Below are 20,699 nucleotides of genomic sequence, written 5' to 3'. Positions count from 1 at the left end.
CTTTTCGACGCGTTCCAGGAGCTTGTTCATGCGTTATTTCGTCACCGGTGCCACCGGCTTCATCGGCCGCCGCCTCGTCAAGACCCTGCTGGCCCGCCGCGGCGCCGTGGTGTATTTCCTGCTGCGCGAGGGATCCCTGGACAAGGTGCCGGAGCTGCTGTCTTACTGGGGCGTGGGCAAGTCGCGGGCCGTGCCGGTGGTGGGTGACCTGACCAGCAAGAAGCTGGGTGTCGGTGCCGACGACCTGAAAACGCTCAAGGGCCAGATCGACCACCTCTACCACCTGGCTGCGGTGTACGACCTGTCGGCGGACGAGGAAAGTCAGGTCAAGGTCAACATCGAAGGCACCCGCGCGGCCGTCGAGTTCGCCCGGGCGATCGATGCGAAGCACTTTCACCACGTGTCGTCGATCGCCGCCGCCGGCCTGTACGAGGGCGTGTTCCGCGAGGACATGTTCGACGAGGCCGAAGGACTCGATCACCCCTACTTCGCCACCAAGCACGAGAGCGAAAAGATCGTGCGCAAGGAGTGCCGTGTGCCGTGGACGGTGTACCGCCCGGCGATGGTGGTGGGCGATTCGCGCACCGGCGAGATGGACAAGATTGACGGGCCCTACTACTTCTTCAAGCTGATCCAGCGCATGCGGCAGATCCTGCCGCCGTGGATGCCCAGCGTGGGCCTGGAGGGTGGTCGCGTGAACATCGTGCCGGTGGACTACGTGGTCGCCGCACTCGATCACATCAGCCACCATTTCCACGCCAGCGGCAAGTGTTACCACCTGGTCGATCCGGTCGGTTACCGCGTGGGCGACGTGCTCGACATCTTCAGCAAGGCGGCGCACGCGCCGAAGATGAACGTCTTCGTGAACGCAGCGCTGCTGGGCTTCATTCCGAAGAGTGTGAAGAAGGGCCTGATGGCGCTGGCGCCCGTTCGCCGCATCCGGGCCGCCGTGATGAAGGACCTGGGGCTGCCGGAAGACATCCTCACCTTCGTCAATTACCCCACCCGCTTCGATTGCCGCGAGACCGCCGCAGCGCTCAAGGGCAGCGGCATCGAATGCCCCAACCTGCACGACTACGCCTGGCGTCTCTGGGATTACTGGGAGCGTCACCTCGATCCGGCGCTTTTTGTGGACCGCAGCCTCAAGGGCACCGTGGGCGGCAAGGTGGTGCTGGTCACCGGCGGCTCTTCGGGCATCGGTCTGGCAGCCGCCTGCCGCTTTGCCCAGGCCGGCGCGATCACCCTGATCTGTGCGCGCGACGAAGACAAACTGGCCGAAGCGGTCAAGGAGATCAAGGCCGTCGCGGGCAAAGACGCCCAGGTTCACAGCTACAGCGTGGACATCGCCGATGAGGCCGGCTGCGCGGCCTTTGTCAAGGCGATCACCGACGAACACGGCGGGGTTGACTTCCTCATCAACAACGCCGGGCGCTCCATCCGCCGTGCGATCGAGTCGAGCTACGACCGTTTCCACGATTTCCAGCGCACGATGGACCTGAACTACTTCGGCTGCCTGCGCGTGACCATGGGGCTGCTGCCTGGCATGGTGGCCAAGCGCAAGGGCCATGTGGTCAACATCAGCTCCATCGGCGTGCTCACCAACGCCCCGCGTTTCTCCGCCTATGTGGCCAGCAAGGCCGCGCTGGACGCCTGGACCCGGTGCGCGAGCAGCGAGTTCGCCGACCAGGGCATCACGTTCACCACGATCAACATGCCGCTGGTGCGCACGCCGATGATCGCGCCGACCAAGATCTACAACAACGTGCCCACGCTCAGCCCGGAAGAGGCCGCCGAGATGATCGCGCAGGCCTGCATCGACAAGCCGGTGCGCATCGCCACGCGTCTGGGCATCACCGGCGAACTGCTGCACGCGGTGGCGCCCCGCGTGGCGCAGATCGTCATGAACACGAGCTTCCGCATGTTCCCCGACAGCGATGCGGCCAAGGGCGAGAAGGGCGGCCGTGCGCAGCTTTCCCCCGAGGCGATCGCGATGCAGCAGATGATGCGCGGCATCCATTTCTGAGCGGCTTCGGCCGCCCGGGGCGCCGGTGGGGCGTCCGTAAAATGCGGGGCTTCGTGCTTCGCACGCGACGCCCCACCCGACCATGACCACGCCCGTCGATATCTCCTCCATCGCCCCGCGCGACCGCGCCAGCGTGCTGGCGCAGGCCTTGCCGTACATCCGCCGTTTCCACGGCAAGACCATGGTCATCAAGTACGGCGGCAATGCCATGACGGACCCGGCCCTGCAGCGCGCCTTCGCGGAAGACGTGGTGCTGCTCAAGCTGGTCGGCATCAACCCGGTCGTGGTGCACGGCGGCGGCCCGCAGATCGAGACGCTGCTGCAGCGACTGGGAAAGAAGGGCGAATTCATCCAGGGCATGCGCGTCACCGACGCCGAGACCATGGAGGTCGTGGAGTGGGTGCTCGCCGGCGAGGTGCAACAGGACATCGTGGGCCTGATCAACGCCGCCGGTGGCAAGGCGGTGGGCCTCACCGGCCGCGACGGCGCCATGATTCGCGCCCGCAAACTGCGCATGACGGACACGCAGGACCCCAGCCGGGAGCACGACGTCGGCCAGGTGGGTGACATCGTGTCCATTGACCCGTCGGTGGTTCGGGCCTTGCAGGACGACCAGTTCATCCCGGTGGTCAGCCCGATCGGCTTTGGCGAGCACAACGAGAGCTACAACATCAACGCCGACGTGGTGGCGGCCAAGCTGGCCACCGTGCTGCAGGCCGAGAAGCTGCTGATGCTGACCAACATCCGCGGCGTGCTGGACAAGAACGGCGAGCTGCTGACCGAGCTCACCCCGCGCCGCATCGACGAGCTGTGCAGCGACGGCACGATCTCCGGCGGCATGATCCCCAAGATCGCCGGCGCGCTTGACGCCGCCCGCAGCGGTGTGCACGCGGTCCACATCCTCGACGGCCGCGTACCGCACGCGCTGCTGCTGGAGGTGCTGGGCAACGAGCCCTTCGGCACCATGATCAAGGGCTGACCCCCGACACCCGCCTGCCATGCGATTGCTGCTGGTCGAGGACGACGTGATGGTGGCCAGCGGCATCAAGCTGGGCCTCACCGACGCGGGCTACACGGTTGACTGGGTCGGCAGCGCAGAGCGTGCCGAGCAGGCGCTGCAGTCCGAGTCGTTTGACGCCGCGATCGTGGACATCGGCCTGCCGCGCGCCGACGGTCTGAGCCTGACGCGATGGCTGCGTGGGCAGGGGCTGACGATGCCGGTCCTGATCCTGACCGCGCGCGACGCCTTGCAGGACCGGGTGCAGGGCCTGGACCTCGGTGCCGACGACTACATGGTCAAGCCTTTCGAGCTGCCCGAACTGCTGGCCCGCCTGCGCGCCCTGCTGCGCCGCTCGCAGACCGCCACCTCGGCGGTGTTGGGCTTTGGCCCGCTCGAGATGGACACCGCCCTGCGCCGCGCCACGCTGGGCGGCCAGTCGCTGGAGCTGGGGCCCCGCGAGTGGACGGTGCTGGAGTACCTGTTGCTGCAGGCGCCCAAACCGGCGGCCAAGGACAAGCTGCTGGCCGCCCTCACCGGCTGGGACAAGGAAATCACGCCGAACGCGATCGAGGTGTACGTGTCGCGTCTGCGCGCCAAGCTGGAGCCGGCGGGTGTGGCGCTGCGCGCCATCCGCGGCTTCGGTTACCGGCTGGAGCTTCGTGGTGAAACCGACCCGGCCGGCCCTGCTTGAGACCGTGTTCTCGCGCGGCGTGATTGGCGGCCTGCAGCGCCGCCTGCTCGTCACGCTGCTGCTGACCATCGGCGTGATCGCGGCGGTCAGCGTCTTTTTCCACTACCAGGGCGCTGGCACCGCCGCCGCCCAGCAGGACCAGCGCCTGCTGCGGCTGGTCCCGCTGCTCGCGGCGTCGGTGGTCAAGGGCCAGATCGTGCAGCGCGGCCCGGCCGGCCTGGACGATTCGCTCGCGCGCGCCGAGGCGCTGGTGGCCACCCCTTCGCTGCTGCTCGCGCCAGCGCTGCTGGAGTTCCTGCAGGACGGCGAGGGCAACGCGGCGATCGGCGTGCTCGACGGGCAGGGCGCGCTGTTGATTGGCGAGCGGTGGCTACCCACCGTGCTGCCGGCGACGGCGGACCCGGAGTTTCTCAGTGTGGTCGATGGCGGCGTGACCTACCGCGTCGTGGCCCAGCGGGTGATGACCGACGCGGGCGAGCTGGTGGTCATGCTGGCCGACGGCAGCGACCCGCGCCAGCACTGGCTGCTCAGCGGTGCGACCCGCGTGCTGCTGCCCAACCTGCTGCTTTTCGCGGTGGCCGCGGTCGTGCTGGTGTGGGGTGTGGCCCGCGCGCTGCAGCCGCTGATCGACCTCAAGCAGGCGGTGGAGAACCGTTCGCCGCGCGACCTCAGCCCCATCGACACCGACGCCACGCCGGCCGAGGTGCGGCCGCTGGTGGACGCGCTCAACCGCCTGTTTGCGCTCGTGAACGCGCAGTCCGAGGCGCAGCGCCGCTTCGTCGCCGACGCAGCGCACCAGCTGCGCACGCCGCTGGCCGGGTTGCAGGCGCAGGTCGAGGCGTGGGCGCAGGCCACGCGCAGCATGACCCCCGGCGAACTGCTGAGCCTGCGGGCCGAACAGGTGCTGCGCCTGCGCGACGCGACCCGTCGAACCTCGCAGCTGGCCAACCAGCTGCTCGCGCTGTCGCGGGCGGACTCGGTGAACACCGACGGCCAACCGCTGCAAGCGATCGATCTCGTGGAGCTGTGCGAGACCGTGCTGGCCGCGCAGCTCGACGCGGCCAGCACCCGCCACCTCGATCTGGGCCTTGACACGGCGCCGGCGCTCGCCCTGGGCCACGCGTGGCTGCTGCGCGAACTGCTCATGAACCTCGTGGACAACGCGGTCAAGTACACCCCCGCGGGAGGGCACATCACCGTGCGTTGCGGCCGTTGCGCCGCACCCGCCGCCAGCGTGTGGCTGGAGGTCGAGGACGATGGTCCCGGTATCCCGCCCGACGAGCGCGAGCGGGTGTTGCAGCGCTTCTACCGCGTGCCCGGCACGGTCGGCGAGGGCAACGGGCTGGGGCTGGCCATCGCCGACGGCATCGCCCGCGCGCACGGCACCGCGCTGCGCCTGGACAGCGGCGCCGGCGGGCGCGGATTGCGCGTGCGGGTCGTGCTCGATGCGGCCACCCACTGACGCGGCAACCCGCGCCGCGCCTGGGTAAGCAATCGTTACCGGCTGTGCGAGAATGCCGCGCAGACCGCCGTCGGTCTGCCCGCACGGAACGCCCCATGAGCTCGAACGCCAGCGACTCACCGGCTGACGCCGCCCCCCCCGGCTCCCCGGAGACCGACACCGAGGCCAGCGCGCCCACCCGCAAGCGTCCCCGGCCCGGCGAGCGCCGGGTGCAGATCCTGCAGGCGCTGGCCACGATGCTCGAGCAGCCCGGCGCCGAGCGCATCACCACCGCCGCGCTGGCCGCGCGGCTGGAAGTCAGCGAAGCCGCGCTGTACCGCCATTTCGCCAGCAAGGCGCAGATGTTCGAAGGCCTGATCGAGTTCATCGAACAGTCGGTGTTCGGGCTGGTGAACCAGCTGGGTGACCGCGAGCCCGACCCGCGCCTGCGGGCCCGCAAGCTGGTGGCCCTGCTGCTGCAGTTCGGCGAGAAGAATCCCGGCATGACCCGCGTGATGGTGGGTGACGCGCTCGTGTTCGAAAACGAGCGGCTGCAGCAGCGCATGAACCTGTTCTTCGACAAGATCGAGTCCGCGCTGCGGCAGAACCTGCGCGAAGCGGCGGTGCTCACCAACGCCGCCACGCCCACGGTCGATGCCGCCGCCGACGCATCGGCCATCACGGCCTTCTGCGTGGGTCGCCTGCAGCGCTTCGCGCGCAGCGGCTTCAAGCGTTCGCCGGGCGAGAACCTGGATCACTGTCTCGCCCTGCTGCTGCCGGGCGGCCGCCTCTGACCCCGCCCCCGCCCTGGGAGCCCGCCGCGCTGGCCCCGGGCCTGACGCTGTGGCTCCACCCGCTGGGCGCGGCCTATCTCCCGGACCCGGGCGCGCTGCTGATCGCCGATGCCCACCTCGGCAAGGCCGCCAGCTTCCGGCGCCTCGGCGTGCCGGTGCCCCGCGGCTCCAGCGAGGCCACGCTGGCCGCGGTGGGCGCGGTGCTCGACAGCCTGCCGCCCGACGCCAGGCGGACCGATCTCGTGTTCCTGGGCGACCTGCTGCACGCCGCCCGCGGCCGCGGGCCCACGCTCGACCGGGCCGTGGGCGCCGCGTTCGATGGCTGGCGCGCCCGCTCGCCGGGCCTGGCGGTTCACCTCATCCGCGGCAACCACGACCGCGCCGCCGGCGATCCACCGCCCGCCTGGGGCCTGGCGGTGCACAACGAGCCCTGGCGCCGCGGCCCCTGGGCGCTGTGCCACGAACCGCAGCCCGTGGACGGGGCGTACGCGCTGGCCGGTCACTGGCACCCGTGCGTGCGCCTCGGGGGGCCGGCGAAAGACCGGCTGCGGCTGCCTTGTTTCTGGCTGGGTGATCCGGTGGCGCGGCCGGTGGGCGTGCTGCCGGCCTTTGGGCATTTCACCGGCATGCACCCGATCGAACGCCGGCCCGCCGATCGCGTGTGGGTCGTGGCCGACGGGCTGGTGCGGCGCCTGCCCGCCTGAGCCGCGGCGCGGCCAGGGCCCGTGCGTTAGAGCACGCGCTCTAAACAAAACCCGCCGGATTGGCGCGGAACCCCCCCGGGTTTTCGGTTTTGGGGTCAAAATAGAACGAGCGTTCGATTTTCTGCCCGCCCATGCCCACCTCCACCCCCACCCGCCGACCCGCCGCGCCCGCGCCCAGCCGTCCGCTGCAGAAAGGCCAGCAGACCAAGGCCGCGATCGTGGACGCGGCGCTGGGCCTGGCCACGCAGATCGGGCTGGAAGGCCTGTCGATCGGCGCGCTGGCCGAGGTGATGCAGATGAGCAAGTCGGGCGTGTTCGCCCACTTCGGGTCGCGCGAAGAGCTGCAGATTTCCGTGGTGCGTGAGTACCACACCCGTTTTGAAGACGAGGTTTTCTACCCCGCGATGAATGCCCCGCGCGGCCTGCCGCGCCTGCGGGCGCTGTTCGCCAACTGGATGCAACGCACCTCGGTCGAGATCGACTCGGGCTGCCTCTACATCAGCGGTGCCGTCGAGTTCGACGACCGGCCCGGCCCCGTGCGCGACGCGCTGGCCAGCTCGGTCAACACCTGGCTCACCGCGATGCGCCGCGCCATCGAACTCACGGTGGCGGAAGGCCATTTCCGCGCCGACACCGACGCCACGCAGGTCGCCTTCGAGGTTCACGCACAGATCCTGGCGCTGCACTACGAGGCCCGTTTCCTGCGCAGCCCCGACTCGCTGCAGCGCGCGGTGCGCGCCTTTGAAAGCATCGTCGAGCGCCACCGCACGCCGCAGGCCCCCGAACCCGCGCCCGCCGCCGCCCCGCGCGCGCGGCGGCGCTGATCCGTCCGTCTCCCTTTTCACCCACCGTCCCCAGGAGTTCCCATGCCCACCTACACCCCGCCCCTGCGCGACATGCAGTTCCTGCTGCACGAGGTGCTCAACGTCACCGCCGAGTTCAGCCAGATTCCCAAGCACGCCGAGGTCGATGCCGACACCATCAATGCGGTGCTGGAAGAGGGCGGCAAGTTCGCCGCGGAAGTGACCTTCCCGCTCAACATCAGCGGCGACGCCGAAGGCTGCCAGCTCGACAAGACCACCCACGAGGTCAAGGCGCCCGCCGGTTTCAAGGAAGCCTACGCCCGCTACGTCGAAGGCGGCTGGCCCGCGCTTTCCTGCGATCCCGAGTACGGCGGTCAGGGCCTGCCCTTCGTGGTCAACCAGGGCTTCTACGAAATGCTCAACAGCGCCAACCAGGCGTGGACCATGTATCCCGGCCTGTCGCATGGTGCCTACGAGTGCCTGCATGCGCACGGTTCGCCCGAGCAGAAAGCGCTGTACCTGCCCAAGCTCACCAGCGGCGAGTGGACCGGCACCATGTGCCTGACCGAGCCGCACTGCGGCACCGACCTCGGCATGCTGCGCACCAAGGCCGAACCGCAGGCCGACGGCACCTACCGCCTCACCGGCCAGAAGATCTTCATCAGCGCCGGCGAGCACGACCTCGCGGCCAACATCGTGCACCTTGTGCTCGCCCGCCTGCCCGACGCGCCGGTCGGCAGCAAGGGCATCAGCCTGTTCATCGTGCCGAAGTACCTGGTCAACGCCGACGGCAGCGTCGGCGCGCGCAACGGCATCTACTGCGGCGGCCTGGAGCACAAAATGGGCATCCACGGCAATGCCACCTGCCAGATGGTGCTCGACGGCGCGGTGGGCACGCTGGTGGGTGAGCCCAACAAGGGCCTGGCCGCGATGTTCGTGATGATGAACGCCGCCCGACTGGGCGTGGGCAACCAGAGCGTGGGCCTGACCGAAGTCGCCTACCAGAACGCCCTGGCCTACGCCAAGGACCGCATCCAGATGCGCAGCCTCTCCGGCGTGAAGGACAAGAGCAAGCCGGCCGACCCGATCATCGTGCACCCCGACGTGCGCAAGATGCTGATGACCGCCAAGGCCTACGCCGAGGGCGGCCGCGCGCTGCTGATGTTCTGCGCGCTGCTGCTGGACAAGGAGTTGCACCACCCGGACGAGAAAGTCCGCAAGGACAGCGCCGACCTCGCCGCGCTGCTCACGCCGATCGCCAAGGCCTTCCTCACCGACAACGGCTTCGAGGCCACCAACCACTGCCTGCAGGTGTTCGGCGGCCACGGCTACATCAAGGAGTGGGGCATGGAGCAACACGTGCGCGATGCCCGCATCAACATGATCTACGAGGGCACCAACACCGTGCAAAGCCTCGACCTGCTGGGCCGCAAGGTGCTGGGCAACAACGGCGCCACGCTCAAGAAGTTCGGCAAGCTGGTCGCCGCGCTGGTGGAGGAAGAGGGCGTGAACGAGCAGATGGCCGAGTTCATCAACCCGCTGGCGCTGCTCGGTGACCAGATGACCAAGTTCACCACCGAGCTGGGCTTCAAGGGCCTGCAGAACGCCGACGAGGTGGGCGCCGCCGCCGTGCCTTACCTGCGGGTCGCGGGCCACCTGGTGTTTGCCTACTTCTTCGCCCGCATGGCCCAGGCCGCGCTGCGCGCCATTGCCGCCGGCAGCACCGATCCGTTCTACGCCGCCAAGCTGCAGACCGCGCGCTTCTACTTCGCCAAGCTCTATCCGGAAACCGCCACGCAGATGAAGCTGGCGCGCTCCGGCAGCAAGGTCCTCATGGACACCGACCTGGCCCTGGCCTGATTCTTCCACCCGCCCAGCCCTGGAGTTGCCATGAAGACCACCACGATGCTGTCCGCCGCGCTGATCGGCTGCGCGGGCCTCGCCCACGCGCAGACGACGCCGGTCGGCCTGTGGAAGACCATCGACGACGAAACAAAGAAGGAAAAGTCGCTGGTGCGGATCACCGAGAGCAACGGGGTCTTCAGTGGCCGGATCGAGAAGCTGCTCGACCCCAGCACCGACCCCAAGGCCGTGTGCGAAAAGTGCACCGACGACCGCAAGGACAAGCCGGTGCTGGGACTGGAAATCCTGCGCGGCATCAAGCCCGGCGAGAGCGACAAAACCGTGTTCGAGGGCGGCACCATCGTCGACCCGAACAACGGCAAGAGCTACCGCGCGCGCCTGAAGCCGGTCAACGGCGGCGCGCAGCTGGAGATGCGGGGCTACATCGGCCCGTTCTTCCGCACCCAGGTCTGGCAGCGCGTGGAGTGAACGAGCCTCCCCCGCCGCGCTGCGCGCGACCCCCTCTTGGGGGCAACACCAGAGGCCCGGCAAAGCCGGTTCCTCGGTGTTTCTCGGCAAAGCCTTCTCACGCGAAGCAGTGTGGTCTAAACGAAAAGAGTCCTCAACCATGAACCGATTCAACGTTCGCAAAGTCGCCGTGCTCGGCGCAGGCGTGATGGGCGCGCAGATCGCGGCCCACCTCGTCAACGTCAAGGTGCCCGTCGTGCTGTTCGACCTGCCGGCCAAGGAAGGTCCGAAGAACGGCATCGTCACCCGCGCGATCGACAACCTCAAGAAGCTCAAGCCGTCGCCGCTGGGGGTGGCGGCCGAGGCCGACCTGATCGTCGCGGCGAACTACGAGGAGCACATGGCGCTGCTCGGCGAGTGCGATCTGGTGATCGAGGCGATCGCCGAGCGCATGGACTGGAAGCTCGACCTGTATCAGAAGATCGCGCCGCACGTGGCGAAACACGCCATCGTTGCCTCCAACACCTCGGGCCTGTCGATCACCAAGCTCAGCGAAGCCCTGCCCGAGAGCCTCAAGCCGCGCTTCTGCGGCATCCACTTCTTCAACCCGCCGCGCTACATGACGCTGGTGGAGTTGATCGCCACGCCGGCCACGCAGCCCTTGATCCTCGACCAGCTGGAGACCTTCGTCACTTCCGGTCTGGGCAAGGGCGTCGTGCGGGCCAAGGACACGCCCAACTTCATCGCCAACCGCATCGGCATCGCTGGCATGCTGTCGACGATGAAGGAGGTCGAGAACTTCGGCCTCACGTACGACGTGGTGGACGACCTCACCGGCAAGCGCCTGGGCCGCGCCAGCAGCGGCACCTTCCGCACCGCCGACGTGGTGGGGCTGGACACGCTGGCCCACGTCATCAAGACGCTGCAGGACAACCTGAGCCTCGACACGGATCCGTTCTACGGCAGCTTCGGCACGCCGCCGGTGCTCCAGGCGCTGCTCGACAAGGGGCACCTGGGCCAGAAGACCAAGGCGGGCTTCTTCAAGAAGGTGGGGCGCGATGTGCTCCGCTTTGAACTGGAAAGCGGCGAGTACGTGCCCGCCGGGCAAAAGGCCGACGAGGTGTACGGCCGCATGCTCAAGAAGCCGGCTGCCGAGCGCCTGCGCCTGCTGCGCGACAGCACCGGCCCGCAGGGCCGCTTCCTCTGGGCGATCCTGCGCAACGGCTTCCACTACGCCGCGGTGCATCTGGCCTCGATCGCCGAGACGGCCCGCGACGTGGACCAGGCCATGCGCTGGGGCTTTGGCATGAAGCAAGGCCCGTTCGAGCTCTGGCAGGAGGCGGGCTGGCTGGAGGTGGCGAAGATGGTCCAGGAGGACATCGACGCCGGCAAGGCGCTGAGTCGCGCGCCGCTGCCGGCGTGGGTGTTCGAGGGGCCGGTGGCCGAGGCCGGTGGCGTGCACACCGCGCAAGGTTCGTGGAATCCGTCCACCGGCCGCTTCGAGCCGCGCCGCGCGTTGCCGGTGTACGAGCGCCAGGCCTTTCCCGAGTGGCTGCTGGGCGAAGCCGGCGCGCGCTTTGAGACCGCCGGCACGACGGTGGAAGAAACGCCGGCCGTGCGCTTGTGGACGCTGGACAGCCACGGGCTGGATGGCGTGCTGATCGCCAGCATCAAGACCAAGATGCACGCCATCAGCCCCGAGGTGTGTGAGGGTCTGATGCGCGCGGTCGAACTCGCCGAGGAGCGCTACGAGGGCCTGGTGGTCTGGTCGGGCGACGAGCCGTTCAGCGTCGGCGCCGATCTGCAGGCCATGCTGCCGGCTTTCATGGCGGTGGGCGTGGTGGCCATCGAGGACGCCGAGGGCTTCATGCAGCAGACCATGCTGCGCCTGCGCTACGCCGGCGTGCCGGTGGTGTCCGCGATCCGCGGCATGGCCCTGGGCGGCGGCTGCGAGCTGGCGGTCTACAGCGGCAAGCGCGTGGCCCACATGGAGAGCTACATCGGCCTGGTCGAGGTGGGCGTGGGTCTGATCCCCGGTGCCGGCGGGCTGACCTACATCGCCCGCCGCGCGGCCGAGAACGCCCGCGCGTCCACCGGCAGGGACTTGCTGCCCTTCCTCACCGAAGGATTCACCGCGGCGGCCATGGCGAAGGTCGGCACCAGTGCGCTGGAATCGCGCGCGCTGGGCTACCTGCTGGAGTCCGATCTGGTGGTGCCCCACAAGGACGAGCTGCTGTACGTGGCCATCCACGAGGCCAAGGCCATGTTCCGCGCCGGCTACCGCGCGCCGCACAAGCGCCTGTTCCCGGTGGCTGGCCGCGACGGCAAGGCGACGATCCTGGGCCAGCTGGTCAACATGCGCGACGGCGGTTTCATCAGCCAGCACGACTTCCACATCGCCAGCCTGATTGCCCACGTGGTGACCGGCGGCGACGTGGACCCGGGCACGCTGGTCAGCGAGGAATACCTCATGACGCTGGAGCGCCAGGCGTTCTGCGCGCTGATCACGAACCCGAAGACGCAGGAACGCATCCTGGGCATGCTCAACACCGGTAAGCCGGTGCGCAACTGATGCTGACGCCGCCCAACCGATTGCAGCGGCAGCTGGCGCGCCTCGACGGGTTGCCCGCTGTCCTGCGGCCCTGGCTGCGCAACCGCGTGCTGGGCCGCGCGGTGCCGTTCACCGGCACCGCGGGCATCCAGTTCGAGGCCCTGACGCCCGCCCAGGTGACGGTGGCGCTGGCCAACCGCCGGCCGGTGCAGAACCACATCGGCGGCGTGCATGCCTCGGCCATGAACCTGCTGGCCGAGACGGCCACCGGCATGGTCGTGGGCATGAACGTGCGCGACGACTGCCTGCCCCTGGCCAAGGAGCTGCGCATGGTGTTTCGCAAGCGCGCCACCGGCGGCTTGCGCGCCGTGGCTCAGTTGACCGATGCCCAGCGCGCGGCCATGCAGGCCAGTGACATGGGTGAAGTGAGTGTGGCGGTCACCGTGACCGACGAGGCCGGCGTGAACCCGGTCGAGTGTGAATTCATCTGGGCGTGGATCCCCGCTGCGCCCCGCAAAGGAGTCTGACATGAGCAAACAAGTGCAGGATGCCTACATCGTGGCCGCCACGCGCACGCCCATCGGCCGGTCGCACAAGGGATCGTTCCGCCACCTGCGGCCCGACGACCTGCTGGCCCACGCGCTGCGCGCGGCGCTCGCCCAGGTGCCGTCGCTCGATCCGAAGTCGATCGAAGACGTGATCTGCGGCTGCGCCATCCCCGAGGCGCAGCAGGGCCTGAACGTGGCGCGCATCGGCGCCATCCTCGCCGGCCTGCCCAACAGCGTGGGCGGCATCACGGTCAACCGCTTCTGCGCCTCCGGCCTGTCGGCGGTGGCGATGGCGGCCGACCGCATCCGCGTGGGTGAGGCCGACGTGATGATCGCGGCCGGCACGGAGAGCATGAGCATGGTGCCGATGATGGGCAACGGGCCGAGCCTGTCGCCCACCATCTTTGCCAACACGCAGGACGTGGAGCAGTACGGCATTGCCTACGGCATGGGGCTCACCGCCGAAAAAGTGGCGCAGCAGTGGAAGGTCTCGCGCGACGCGCAGGATGCCTTCGCCCTGCAGTCCCACCAGCGCGCGGTGATCGCCATGAAGAACGGCGAGTTCGCCCAGGAGATCACGCCGGTGGAGGTCACCGAGCGCAGCGTGAACCTGGAGAGCGCCGAGGTCAGCACCCGCAGCCGCACCGTCAGTCTGGACGAAGGGGCCCGCCCGGACACCAGCCTGGAAGGCCTGGGCAAGCTGCGCGCCGTGTTTGCCGCGCGCGGCTCGGTCACCGCGGGCAACAGCTCGCAGACCAGCGACGGCGCCGGCGCGCTGATCCTCGCCAGCGAGGCCGCGGTCAAGCGCTTTGGCCTGCAGCCGCTGGCGCGCTTCGTGAGCTACGCCAGCCGCGGTGTGCCGCCCCACATCATGGGCATCGGCCCGGTGGAAGCGATCCCGGCCGCGCTGAAGTACGCGGGACTGAAGCAGGACGACATCGACTGGTTCGAGTTGAACGAGGCCTTCGCCGCGCAGTCGCTGGCGGTGATGAACACCCTGGGCCTGGACCCGGCCAAGGTCAATCCCATGGGCGGCGCGATCGCACTCGGCCACCCGCTGGGCGCCACCGGCGCGATCCGCTCGGCCACCGTGGTGCACGCGCTGCGCCGCCACCAGAAGCGCTACGGCATGGTGACCATGTGCGTGGGCATGGGGCAGGGCGCGGCCGGCATCTTCGAGCGCGTCTGACGCCGCGCCCGCGCCACCCGTCTCGGCCATGACCGACCATCCCTTCGACCGGGCGATCGCCCTCACCGCCCTCGGCGACGGGCGCTTCACCGGCGCCACTTCGCCGGCCTACGCGAACATGGTCGGACCGTTTGGCGGCGTGAGCGCGGCGACCGCGCTCAACGCCGTGTGCCGCCACCCGGCGCTGCTGGGTGAGCCGCTGTCGCTGACGGTGAATTTCTGCGCCGCGCTGGCCGACGGGCCCTTCGAGGTGCGGGCCGAGCCGGTGTGCACCAACCGCTCCACACAGCACTGGACGATCAGCCTGTCCCAGGGCGGCGCGGTCGCCCTCACGGCCACGGCAGTGACCGCGGTGATGCGCGACACGTGGTCGCAGCTCGACGCGCCGGCGCCCGCCGTGCCCCGGCCCGACGCCGTGGCCCCGCCGACGGTGGCGCCCGGGGTCGAGTGGGTGCGTCGCTACGACATGCGCTTCATCGAAGGCCCGATCCCGACCGCCTGGGACGACAGCCTGCACGACAGCACGACCCGCCTGTGGATGCGCGAGGCCGCGCCGCGGCCGCTGGAGGCCTGCGGCCTGGCCGCCATGGCCGACATCTTTTACCCCCGCGTCTGGCGCCGCCGCGCCACGCGGGTGCCGGTGGGCACCGTGTCGATGACGGTGTATTTCCACGCCGGCGCGGCTGCCCTGGCGGCCCTGGGCAGCCAGCCCTGGCTGCTCGGGCAAGCCCGCAGCCAGGTGTTTGCCCACGGTTTCTTCGACCAGACCGCCCAGCTCTGGAGCGAGGCCGGCGCCTTGCTGGCGACCACGCACCAGGTGGTCTACTTCAAGGGCTGATCCTCGAGGGCTGACCCGACGCCCACCGGCCTCAGGGCCGGCCCAGGAACAGGTACAGCCCCGTCGTGCCGCGCGGGGCGGTCACCACGCTCAGGTACAGCGGCCCGATGCCGGTGTCCGCCCCCACAAACAGGCTGCCCGCGCCGCGCAGCTGGCGCAGCGTGATGTCGCTGCGCTGCGCCCATGCATTGCCGGCTTCCAGCGAGCCACCCACGAACAGCGCGCGCGCCACGCCGACGTTGAACGGCAGGCGGCGGTAGTAGGTGGCGCGGCCGAACAGCAGGTAGTTGCCCGCCACCTGACCGACGCGGTAGCCCGAGAGGTTCTGGAAGCCGCCCAGCGAGTATTCGTCGATCGCGCCGATCGGGATGTCGCTGGCGCGGGCGAAGCGCGCGCCCAGGTTGAGCGTGTGCGGTCCCCAGCTGGTGGCGGTCGTCAGCGAGCCTTCCAGGCGCGAGAAGCCGCTGCTGCTGCCGCCGTTGTAGGCGCGCCGCCCGATCACCAGCTCGCCCAGCGCGCGGTAGCCGGCCGAGGGGAAATTGGCGTAGTCCAGCTGGTCGGCGATCACCGCCGCGCGCACGCCGGCCTCGCGCCACTGCAGCGTGCGCACCCCGGCCACCGGCACGGCCGCGGAGATCAGCTCGGGCGTGGCGCGGCGCTGCGCCGCCACCAGCCCCAGGCGCATGTCGCCCACCGTGCCGCGCTGGCCCATGGCCCAGCCCACGTCGGCGCCGACCTGGATGCCCTGGCGCTGCACCAGCGCCACCGCCTCGCCGGTCGGGGCGAACAACTCCACCTTGCGCAGCCGGGCGTCCACGTAGGCCGACACGAAGCGCTCGCTGCCCAGATCGAGCGGCTGGTACAGCTCGGAAAACAGGCCGAGCGTCTCGCCGAGCTGGACGCGGTTGCGCCATTCGGCGCCGCTGTCGTTGAGCCAGTGCCGGTTGTGGCTGACCCGCAGGTTGAACGCGCCTTCGCCCTGGAAGTCGGTGCGCAGGTCGATGCCCACGCGCAGGTAGTTCGGTCCCCAGTTGTTCTCGCGCAGCAGGATGCTCAGGTCCTCCTGGTCGGTGCCGGGACGGCGGGCCAGGCTGTAGTCGATGCGTTCGTAGTCGCCGGTGGCGGCCAGCTTGCGCAGGTCCTGTTCCAGCGTGGGCACGTCCACCCGCTCGCCCACCGCGGTGTCCAGCGCCGTGGCCAGCCGCGGCGCACGCGTCTCGTCGACGCCTTCGAAGCGGATGCTGGCCACGCGGCCGACGCGCTCGGTGTTGGCGGCCACGGCGGACTGCCGGGCGGCGGCCCAGGCGCCGTGCCGGGCCGGATCGCTGAAGCGTTCCAGCGCCGCGGTCATCGTGCGCGCATAGTCGTTGCCGATCTTCACCAGCTCCGCCGCGCGCCCGAAGTCCGCCGAGGTGAGCTTGCCCAGCGGCGGCGTGAGCAGCAGGTCTTGCCGGCCCAGCAGCGCGATGCTGGCCTGCACGTTCTGCTCGGTCAGGATGTTGACCATCTGCGCGGTGATGCCCAGCACGGTGCCCAGCGTCTCGCGGCCGGCCAGCGGCGTGCCGATGTTGACGGCGATGATCACGTCCGCACCCAGCGCGCGCGCCACGTCCACCGGCAGGTTGTTCACGAGGCCGCCATCGCCCAGAATCCGCTCGCCCACCGCCACCGGCGAAAACACGCCCGGCACCGACATGCTGGCCCGCAGCGCCACCGACAGGTCGCCACGGTCCATCACCACCGGCTGGCCGGTCTCCATGTCGGTGGCCACGGCGCGGAACGGCGTGGGCAGCTGGTCGAAGTCCGCCAGGTGGCGCGTGGACAGCGTGTAGCGGCGCAGCAGGACCTCCAGCGAGCGGCTGGACACCGCGCCCGTGGGCAGCCGGAACTCGCCGTCGCGGATGCCCAGCGCCAGCACCGGCGACAGCTCGAAGTCTTCCTCCTTGCGCCGCTGCGACAGGAGCTGGCGCGGCTCGCGCGTGCTGAACAGGCCATCCCAATCCACCGCGAGGATTTCGCGCTCCAGGTCGGCCGCGCTCAGACCGCTGGCGTACAGCCCGCCCACGATCGCGCCCATGGATGTGCCGACGATCACGTCCACCGGCACCTGCGCCGCCTCCAGCGCCTTGAGCACACCCACGTGCGCAAAGCCGCGCGCGCCGCCGCCGGACAGCACCAGACCGACCTTCGGCCGGTCGGCGGCCAACGCCGGCGCGGCCGTGGGGGGTGACGTCGGGGCGGCGGGTTGCGACCACGCCGGCGGCACCAGCGCGACCAGCGCGACCAGCGCGCCCAGTGCCCGCCGCAGCGGGCTCAGCAAATCTCGGATCTTCATGGTGGCGGGAGTGTAGGTGGCTGGTGCCGACCGACCGATGCACCCGCACGCCCGCGCGGGCGACACAAAAAGCACGGTCGTTCGTGGTAACTTGGCGCCCGCGCTCAGCCGCCCCTCACCGAACCCCCGGCGCCCCGCGCCCAACCCCTCGCCCCGAGCCCCGCCATGACCGACATCCTCGTCCACACCGAAGCCGGCGTCTGCACCATCACCCTCAACCGCGTCGACAAGAAGAACTCCATCACCGCCGCCATGTACGGTGCCATGGCCGACGCGCTGGCCGCTGCCGAGTCCGATCCGGCGGTGCGCGTGGTCGTCTTCCAGGGCGACGCCACCGTGTTCTCCGCCGGCAACGACATCGGCGACTTCCTCAACCAGCCGCCCGCCGGCGAGGGCGCGCCGGTGTTCCGCTTCCTGCGCGGCATCGCGGCCTTCCCCAAGCCGGTGGTGGCCGCGGTGTGCGGCCCGGCCGTGGGCGTGGGCACGACCCTCCTGTTCCACTGCGACCTGGTGGTGGCCGGCGACAACGCCGCCTTCTCCATGCCTTTCGTCAACCTGGGCCTGTGCCCGGAAGCCGCCAGCAGCCTGCTCGTGCCGCAGATGATGGGTTACCACCGGGCCGCCGAGGCGCTGTTGTTGGGCGAGCCCTTCATGGCCGAGGCCGCGTTGGAGGTCGGGCTGGTCAACCGCGTGGTGCCGCCCACCGAGGCCAATGCCTACGCCCAGACCTGGGCCGCCAAGCTCGCCGCCAAGCCGCTGAGTTCCCTGCTGGAAACCAAGCGCCTCATGAAAAAGGGCCAGGCCGCGCAGGTGCAGGCGGTGATGGCGGAAGAGGGCGCCAGCTTCGGCCGCATGCTGCGCGAACCCGCGGCCCGCGAAGCCTTTGCGGCCTTCATGGAGCGCCGCAAGCCCGACTTCTCGCGCGTGTGAGCGCCCGCCACCCATGAGCGACGCGCTGGAGCAGGCCCGGGCCCACTTTCTGGCGGGCAACACCCACGCCGAGGCGGGCCGCGTAGACGAGGCCGCGGCGGCCTACGAGGCCGCGCTGGCGCTCGCGCCGGGCCGCGCCTCGGTCCTGGCCAACCTGGGCCTGATGCGGTGCCGCCAGGCGCGCTGGGAGACGGCGGTGGATCTGCTGACGCAGGCCACGGCGGCCGACCCCGCCCACACCGACGCCTGGGCCGCGCTCGGTCTGGCGGGCGAGGCACTGGGCCGCTGGGAACAGGCGGAACGCGCCCTGGCCCGCGCGGCCGCGCTCGGCGCGCGCGCCGGCACGCTCTCGCTGACCCGCGCGATGTGCCTGCTGCGCCTGAACCGGCTGGACGAGGCGCTTGCCGCGCTCGACGAGGCCCTGCACCTCGACCCCACGCTGGCCGAGGCCTGGTCGCAACGCGGCCACCTCTTCCGCGAGACCGGCCGCCTCGACGAGGCCGCGCGCTGCTACCGCGAGGCGCTGGCCCGCGGCGCCCACGAAGCCCTGCACCGCTACTACCTCGCCGCGGTCACCGACGCCGACGAGCCGCCCGCGCCACCCGAGGTGTACGCCCAGGCCCTGTTCGACGATTACGCCGACGACTTCCAGGACCACCTGCTGCACACCCTGCGCTACACCGCGCACGAAACCCTGCTGCGCCCGCTGCTGGACAGCGGGGCTCGGTTTTCGCGCGTGCTCGACCTGGGCTGCGGTACTGGCCTGTGCGGCCGCCTCCTGGCCCCGGTGGCTGACGCGGTGGACGGCGTGGACATCGCGCCCGCCATGGTCACCCGGGCCCGGGCCAGCGGTGCCTACCGGCGCGTGGACGAAGGCAGCCTGGTGCCCTGGCTTCGCGCCGACACCGGGCGGGCCGATCTGGTGGTGGCGGCCGACGTGTTCATCTACACCGGCCCGCTTGCGCCGGTGTTTGGCGCGGTGATGCCGCGCCTGGCGCCGGGCGGCGTGTGGGCGTTTTCGGTCGAGCAGGCCGACGCCGGCCGCGACCTGCAGCTGCGGCCCAGCCTGCGCTACGCGCATGGCCGCGACAGCATCGAGGCGCTCGCCGCGGCCCACGGGCTGTCGGTGCGGTCCCTGTGGGACGCGCCGATCCGCCACGACCAGGGCCGGCCGGTGATGGGCTGGTACGCGCTGCTGCAGCGCCCGGCCTGACCTGGCGGTTCAGCCGTTGCGCCGTGCCACCCAATAGGCGGCGCCGCCGGGGCCGTAGCGCTCGGCGTGGGGCACGTCGCGGTCGAGCGTGAAGGTGTCGCCGGGCTGGAGGTGGCGCGTCTGCCCGTCCACCGTGAGCCACATCTCGCCCGCCGTGACCACCGCCTTCACCGCGAACGGGTGGGTGTGGGTGTCGAGCACGGTGTCGGGCTCCCAGCGCCGCTCCAGGACCTCGTCAAAGCCCTCGGCCAGCGCCTGGGTGCGGAAGGTGTCGAAGGCGGCGTTCATGCGGCGATTGTCGGCCGGACGCGCGCGGTGCGCCACCGCCAGCGCGACACCCCGCGCGGGGGGTTCTCAGACCCGGCGCGCCAGCCGCACCGCCAGCGCCGACCCGCTGCCCACCAGCGCGCACCAGGCCCGCAGCAGCGCGCCCGGCGGCGCCGCGAGCAGCGCGCGCGCCTCGTCTCGGTGGGCCACCTCATCGGCCTGGCAGCGACGCAACACGCTCGCCAGCGCCTCGCCGTCGGCCCGGCCGGCCAGCTTGTCCAGCTGGTCCTGGTAGTGGTGGTCGACGAAGGTTTCCACCGCGGCGATGGTCGCGTGCACGGCCCGCGGGCCGGCCAGCGCCGGCAGCGCGCCCGTGAGAAAGCCCGCGATGCGCCAGCCCGGCAGCAGCCAGCTGCGCCGCGCCGGCGGCAGCCACTCTTCCACCAGCGCCAGGTGCTCGGACTCGGTGGCGCCGTGGCGCTGCGCGAAGGCGCGCAGCGCGGGGTCGCGCGTGACCGCGCGGATGCCGCGGTAGATCCACACCGCGCCGGTCTCGCCCGCGTGGTCGCTGCGCAGGTCCGCCACCAGATCGGCCGGCACGCCCGGCGTGTCCCAGGCGCGGGCCACGCGTTGCACCATCGGCCGCACGCGCAGGAAGCCGCGGTAGGCGACTTCCATCACCGCGGTGGCGCCTGGCGCGCGCGCCAGCGCGGCCAGCCAGCGCCAGCCGGGCAGTCGCGCCCAGAGCGCCACGAAGGCCGCGGCGCCGCTGAGCAGTTCGCCGTCGGCGCGCCGCACGTGGAAGCGCGCCATCAGCGTCTCGCGCGCCGCGCCGTCCGGCAGGGGCTGCGTCGGCGCACTCACGTCGCACCACGCCAGCGGCGCGTCGGCCGGCAAGTCGCGGTACAGGGCGATCTCGCGGCGGCAGAGCGGGCAGCTGCCGTCGTACAGGACGGTGAGCGTGTCGTCGGCGGGCGGGCAGGTGGCGGGCGGCATGGCACGTGATGCTAGGCCGGGACCGATGCCCGCACACCCGACTGCGGTGTGGGGGCAGCCCGCCGC

General features: G+C 70.7%; 18 protein-coding genes. 15 read left to right on the top strand and 3 right to left on the bottom strand.

Going from position 1 to position 20,699, the window contains the following annotated elements:
• The first annotated feature begins 28 nt into the window (after positions 1-28).
• From AC2D80_RS11040 to AC2D80_RS10980, 13 genes are all read left to right on the top strand, one after another.
• A complete protein-coding gene (locus tag AC2D80_RS11040) occupies positions 29-2,023 on the top strand; it encodes an SDR family oxidoreductase (protein ID WP_484633067.1) in 1,995 nt (664 codons plus the stop codon).
• 82 nt (positions 2,024-2,105) lie between these two features.
• Positions 2,106-3,002: an acetylglutamate kinase gene (argB, locus tag AC2D80_RS11035; protein ID WP_484633066.1), complete on the top strand. Its 897-nt coding sequence runs from the start codon at positions 2,106-2,108 to the stop codon at positions 3,000-3,002.
• 19 nt (positions 3,003-3,021) lie between these two features.
• A complete protein-coding gene (locus AC2D80_RS11030) occupies positions 3,022-3,714 on the top strand; it encodes a response regulator (RefSeq protein WP_484633065.1) in 693 nt (230 codons plus the stop codon).
• Positions 3,686-5,176, top strand: coding sequence for an ATP-binding protein (locus AC2D80_RS11025; RefSeq protein ID WP_484633064.1), 1,491 nt, complete (start codon positions 3,686-3,688; stop codon positions 5,174-5,176). Before AC2D80_RS11030 ends, AC2D80_RS11025 begins: the two co-directional genes overlap by 29 nt.
• 95 nt (positions 5,177-5,271) lie before the next feature.
• The gene (gene slmA / locus AC2D80_RS11020) at positions 5,272-5,949 is read left to right on the top strand and encodes a nucleoid occlusion factor SlmA (RefSeq protein ID WP_484633063.1); all 678 of its coding nucleotides are present in this window, start codon (positions 5,272-5,274) and stop codon (positions 5,947-5,949) included.
• Positions 5,946-6,653 carry a ligase-associated DNA damage response endonuclease PdeM gene (gene pdeM / locus AC2D80_RS11015; protein ID WP_484633325.1) on the top strand — a complete coding sequence of 236 codons (708 nt, stop codon included), beginning with the start codon at positions 5,946-5,948 and terminating at the stop codon, positions 6,651-6,653. The genes slmA and pdeM overlap by 4 nt, the downstream gene beginning before the upstream one ends.
• Positions 6,654-6,784: 131 nt before the next feature.
• Positions 6,785-7,477, top strand: coding sequence for a TetR/AcrR family transcriptional regulator (locus AC2D80_RS11010; protein WP_484633062.1), 693 nt, complete (start codon positions 6,785-6,787; stop codon positions 7,475-7,477).
• Between the two features lie 42 nt (positions 7,478-7,519).
• Entirely contained in the window at positions 7,520-9,316 is a 1,797-nt protein-coding gene (locus AC2D80_RS11005) for an acyl-CoA dehydrogenase C-terminal domain-containing protein (RefSeq protein ID WP_484633061.1), read from the top strand.
• 30 nt (positions 9,317-9,346) lie between these two features.
• The gene (locus AC2D80_RS11000) at positions 9,347-9,787 is read left to right on the top strand and encodes a DUF2147 domain-containing protein (protein ID WP_484633060.1); all 441 of its coding nucleotides are present in this window, start codon (positions 9,347-9,349) and stop codon (positions 9,785-9,787) included.
• A gap of 139 nt (positions 9,788-9,926) precedes the next feature.
• Positions 9,927-12,338: a 3-hydroxyacyl-CoA dehydrogenase/enoyl-CoA hydratase family protein gene (locus AC2D80_RS10995; protein ID WP_484633059.1), complete on the top strand. Its 2,412-nt coding sequence runs from the start codon at positions 9,927-9,929 to the stop codon at positions 12,336-12,338.
• Positions 12,338-12,844, top strand: coding sequence for a DUF4442 domain-containing protein (locus AC2D80_RS10990; RefSeq protein WP_484633058.1), 507 nt, complete (start codon positions 12,338-12,340; stop codon positions 12,842-12,844). The genes AC2D80_RS10995 and AC2D80_RS10990 overlap by 1 nt, the downstream gene beginning before the upstream one ends.
• A 1-nt stretch (position 12,845) precedes the next feature.
• Positions 12,846-14,054 (top strand): acetyl-CoA C-acyltransferase, encoded by a 1,209-nt coding sequence (locus AC2D80_RS10985; RefSeq protein ID WP_484633057.1) that lies wholly within the window; start codon positions 12,846-12,848, stop codon positions 14,052-14,054.
• A 28-nt stretch (positions 14,055-14,082) separates the two neighbouring features.
• Complete coding sequence (locus tag AC2D80_RS10980; protein WP_484633056.1) at positions 14,083-14,892, top strand: acyl-CoA thioesterase; 810 nt, start codon at positions 14,083-14,085, stop codon at positions 14,890-14,892.
• Positions 14,893-14,923: 31 nt separating this feature from the next.
• Here the strand turns inward: AC2D80_RS10980 and AC2D80_RS10975 are convergent, their stop codons facing one another.
• The gene (locus tag AC2D80_RS10975; protein ID WP_484633055.1) at positions 14,924-17,227 is read right to left on the bottom strand and encodes a patatin-like phospholipase family protein; all 2,304 of its coding nucleotides are present in this window, start codon (positions 17,225-17,227) and stop codon (positions 14,924-14,926) included.
• A gap of 165 nt (positions 17,228-17,392) precedes the next feature.
• Between AC2D80_RS10975 and AC2D80_RS10970 the strand changes: the two genes are divergently transcribed.
• Both AC2D80_RS10970 and AC2D80_RS10965 read left to right on the top strand, forming a co-directional pair.
• Complete coding sequence (locus AC2D80_RS10970; protein WP_484633054.1) at positions 17,393-18,157, top strand: enoyl-CoA hydratase; 765 nt, start codon at positions 17,393-17,395, stop codon at positions 18,155-18,157.
• A 13-nt stretch (positions 18,158-18,170) separates the two neighbouring features.
• Positions 18,171-19,370, top strand: a complete 1,200-nt coding sequence (locus AC2D80_RS10965) for a class I SAM-dependent DNA methyltransferase (protein WP_484633053.1) — start codon at positions 18,171-18,173, stop codon at positions 19,368-19,370.
• Between the two features lie 9 nt (positions 19,371-19,379).
• Here the strand turns inward: AC2D80_RS10965 and AC2D80_RS10960 are convergent, their stop codons facing one another.
• On the bottom strand, positions 19,380-19,658 hold the full coding sequence (locus AC2D80_RS10960) for a cupin domain-containing protein (protein ID WP_484633052.1): 279 nt from the start codon (positions 19,656-19,658) through the stop codon (positions 19,380-19,382).
• A 66-nt stretch (positions 19,659-19,724) separates the two neighbouring features.
• The gene (locus AC2D80_RS10955) at positions 19,725-20,633 is read right to left on the bottom strand and encodes a demethoxyubiquinone hydroxylase family protein (protein WP_484633051.1); all 909 of its coding nucleotides are present in this window, start codon (positions 20,631-20,633) and stop codon (positions 19,725-19,727) included.
• Positions 20,634-20,699 lie beyond the last annotated feature (66 nt).

This window comes from Hydrogenophaga sp. T66 (assembly GCF_057219855.1).
The sequence above is the reverse complement of the archived record's forward strand: the minus strand, read 5'-3'. Positions and strand labels throughout refer to the sequence as shown.

Bases quoted from the DNA above. Each gene is read 5' to 3' on its own strand.
- argB (WP_484633066.1), top strand. From the start codon at position 2,106: ATGACCACGCCCGTCGATATCTCCTCCATCGCCCCGCGCGACCGCGCC.
- AC2D80_RS10985 (WP_484633057.1), top strand. From the start codon at position 12,846: ATGAGCAAACAAGTGCAGGATGCCTACATCGTGGCCGCCACGCGCACG.
- slmA (WP_484633063.1), top strand. From the start codon at position 5,272: ATGAGCTCGAACGCCAGCGACTCACCGGCTGACGCCGCCCCCCCCGGC.
- AC2D80_RS10980 (WP_484633056.1), top strand. From the start codon at position 14,083: ATGACCGACCATCCCTTCGACCGGGCGATCGCCCTCACCGCCCTCGGC.
- AC2D80_RS11000 (WP_484633060.1), top strand. From the start codon at position 9,347: ATGAAGACCACCACGATGCTGTCCGCCGCGCTGATCGGCTGCGCGGGC.
- AC2D80_RS10975 (WP_484633055.1), bottom strand. From the start codon at position 17,227: ATGAAGATCCGAGATTTGCTGAGCCCGCTGCGGCGGGCACTGGGCGCG.
- AC2D80_RS11010 (WP_484633062.1), top strand. From the start codon at position 6,785: ATGCCCACCTCCACCCCCACCCGCCGACCCGCCGCGCCCGCGCCCAGC.
- AC2D80_RS11030 (WP_484633065.1), top strand. From the start codon at position 3,022: ATGCGATTGCTGCTGGTCGAGGACGACGTGATGGTGGCCAGCGGCATC.
- AC2D80_RS11040 (WP_484633067.1), top strand. From the start codon at position 29: ATGCGTTATTTCGTCACCGGTGCCACCGGCTTCATCGGCCGCCGCCTC.
- AC2D80_RS10970 (WP_484633054.1), top strand. From the start codon at position 17,393: ATGACCGACATCCTCGTCCACACCGAAGCCGGCGTCTGCACCATCACC.
- AC2D80_RS10995 (WP_484633059.1), top strand. From the start codon at position 9,927: ATGAACCGATTCAACGTTCGCAAAGTCGCCGTGCTCGGCGCAGGCGTG.
- AC2D80_RS10955 (WP_484633051.1), bottom strand. From the start codon at position 20,633: ATGCCGCCCGCCACCTGCCCGCCCGCCGACGACACGCTCACCGTCCTG.
- AC2D80_RS10960 (WP_484633052.1), bottom strand. From the start codon at position 19,658: ATGAACGCCGCCTTCGACACCTTCCGCACCCAGGCGCTGGCCGAGGGC.
- AC2D80_RS10965 (WP_484633053.1), top strand. From the start codon at position 18,171: ATGAGCGACGCGCTGGAGCAGGCCCGGGCCCACTTTCTGGCGGGCAAC.
- AC2D80_RS10990 (WP_484633058.1), top strand. From the start codon at position 12,338: ATGCTGACGCCGCCCAACCGATTGCAGCGGCAGCTGGCGCGCCTCGAC.
- AC2D80_RS11005 (WP_484633061.1), top strand. From the start codon at position 7,520: ATGCCCACCTACACCCCGCCCCTGCGCGACATGCAGTTCCTGCTGCAC.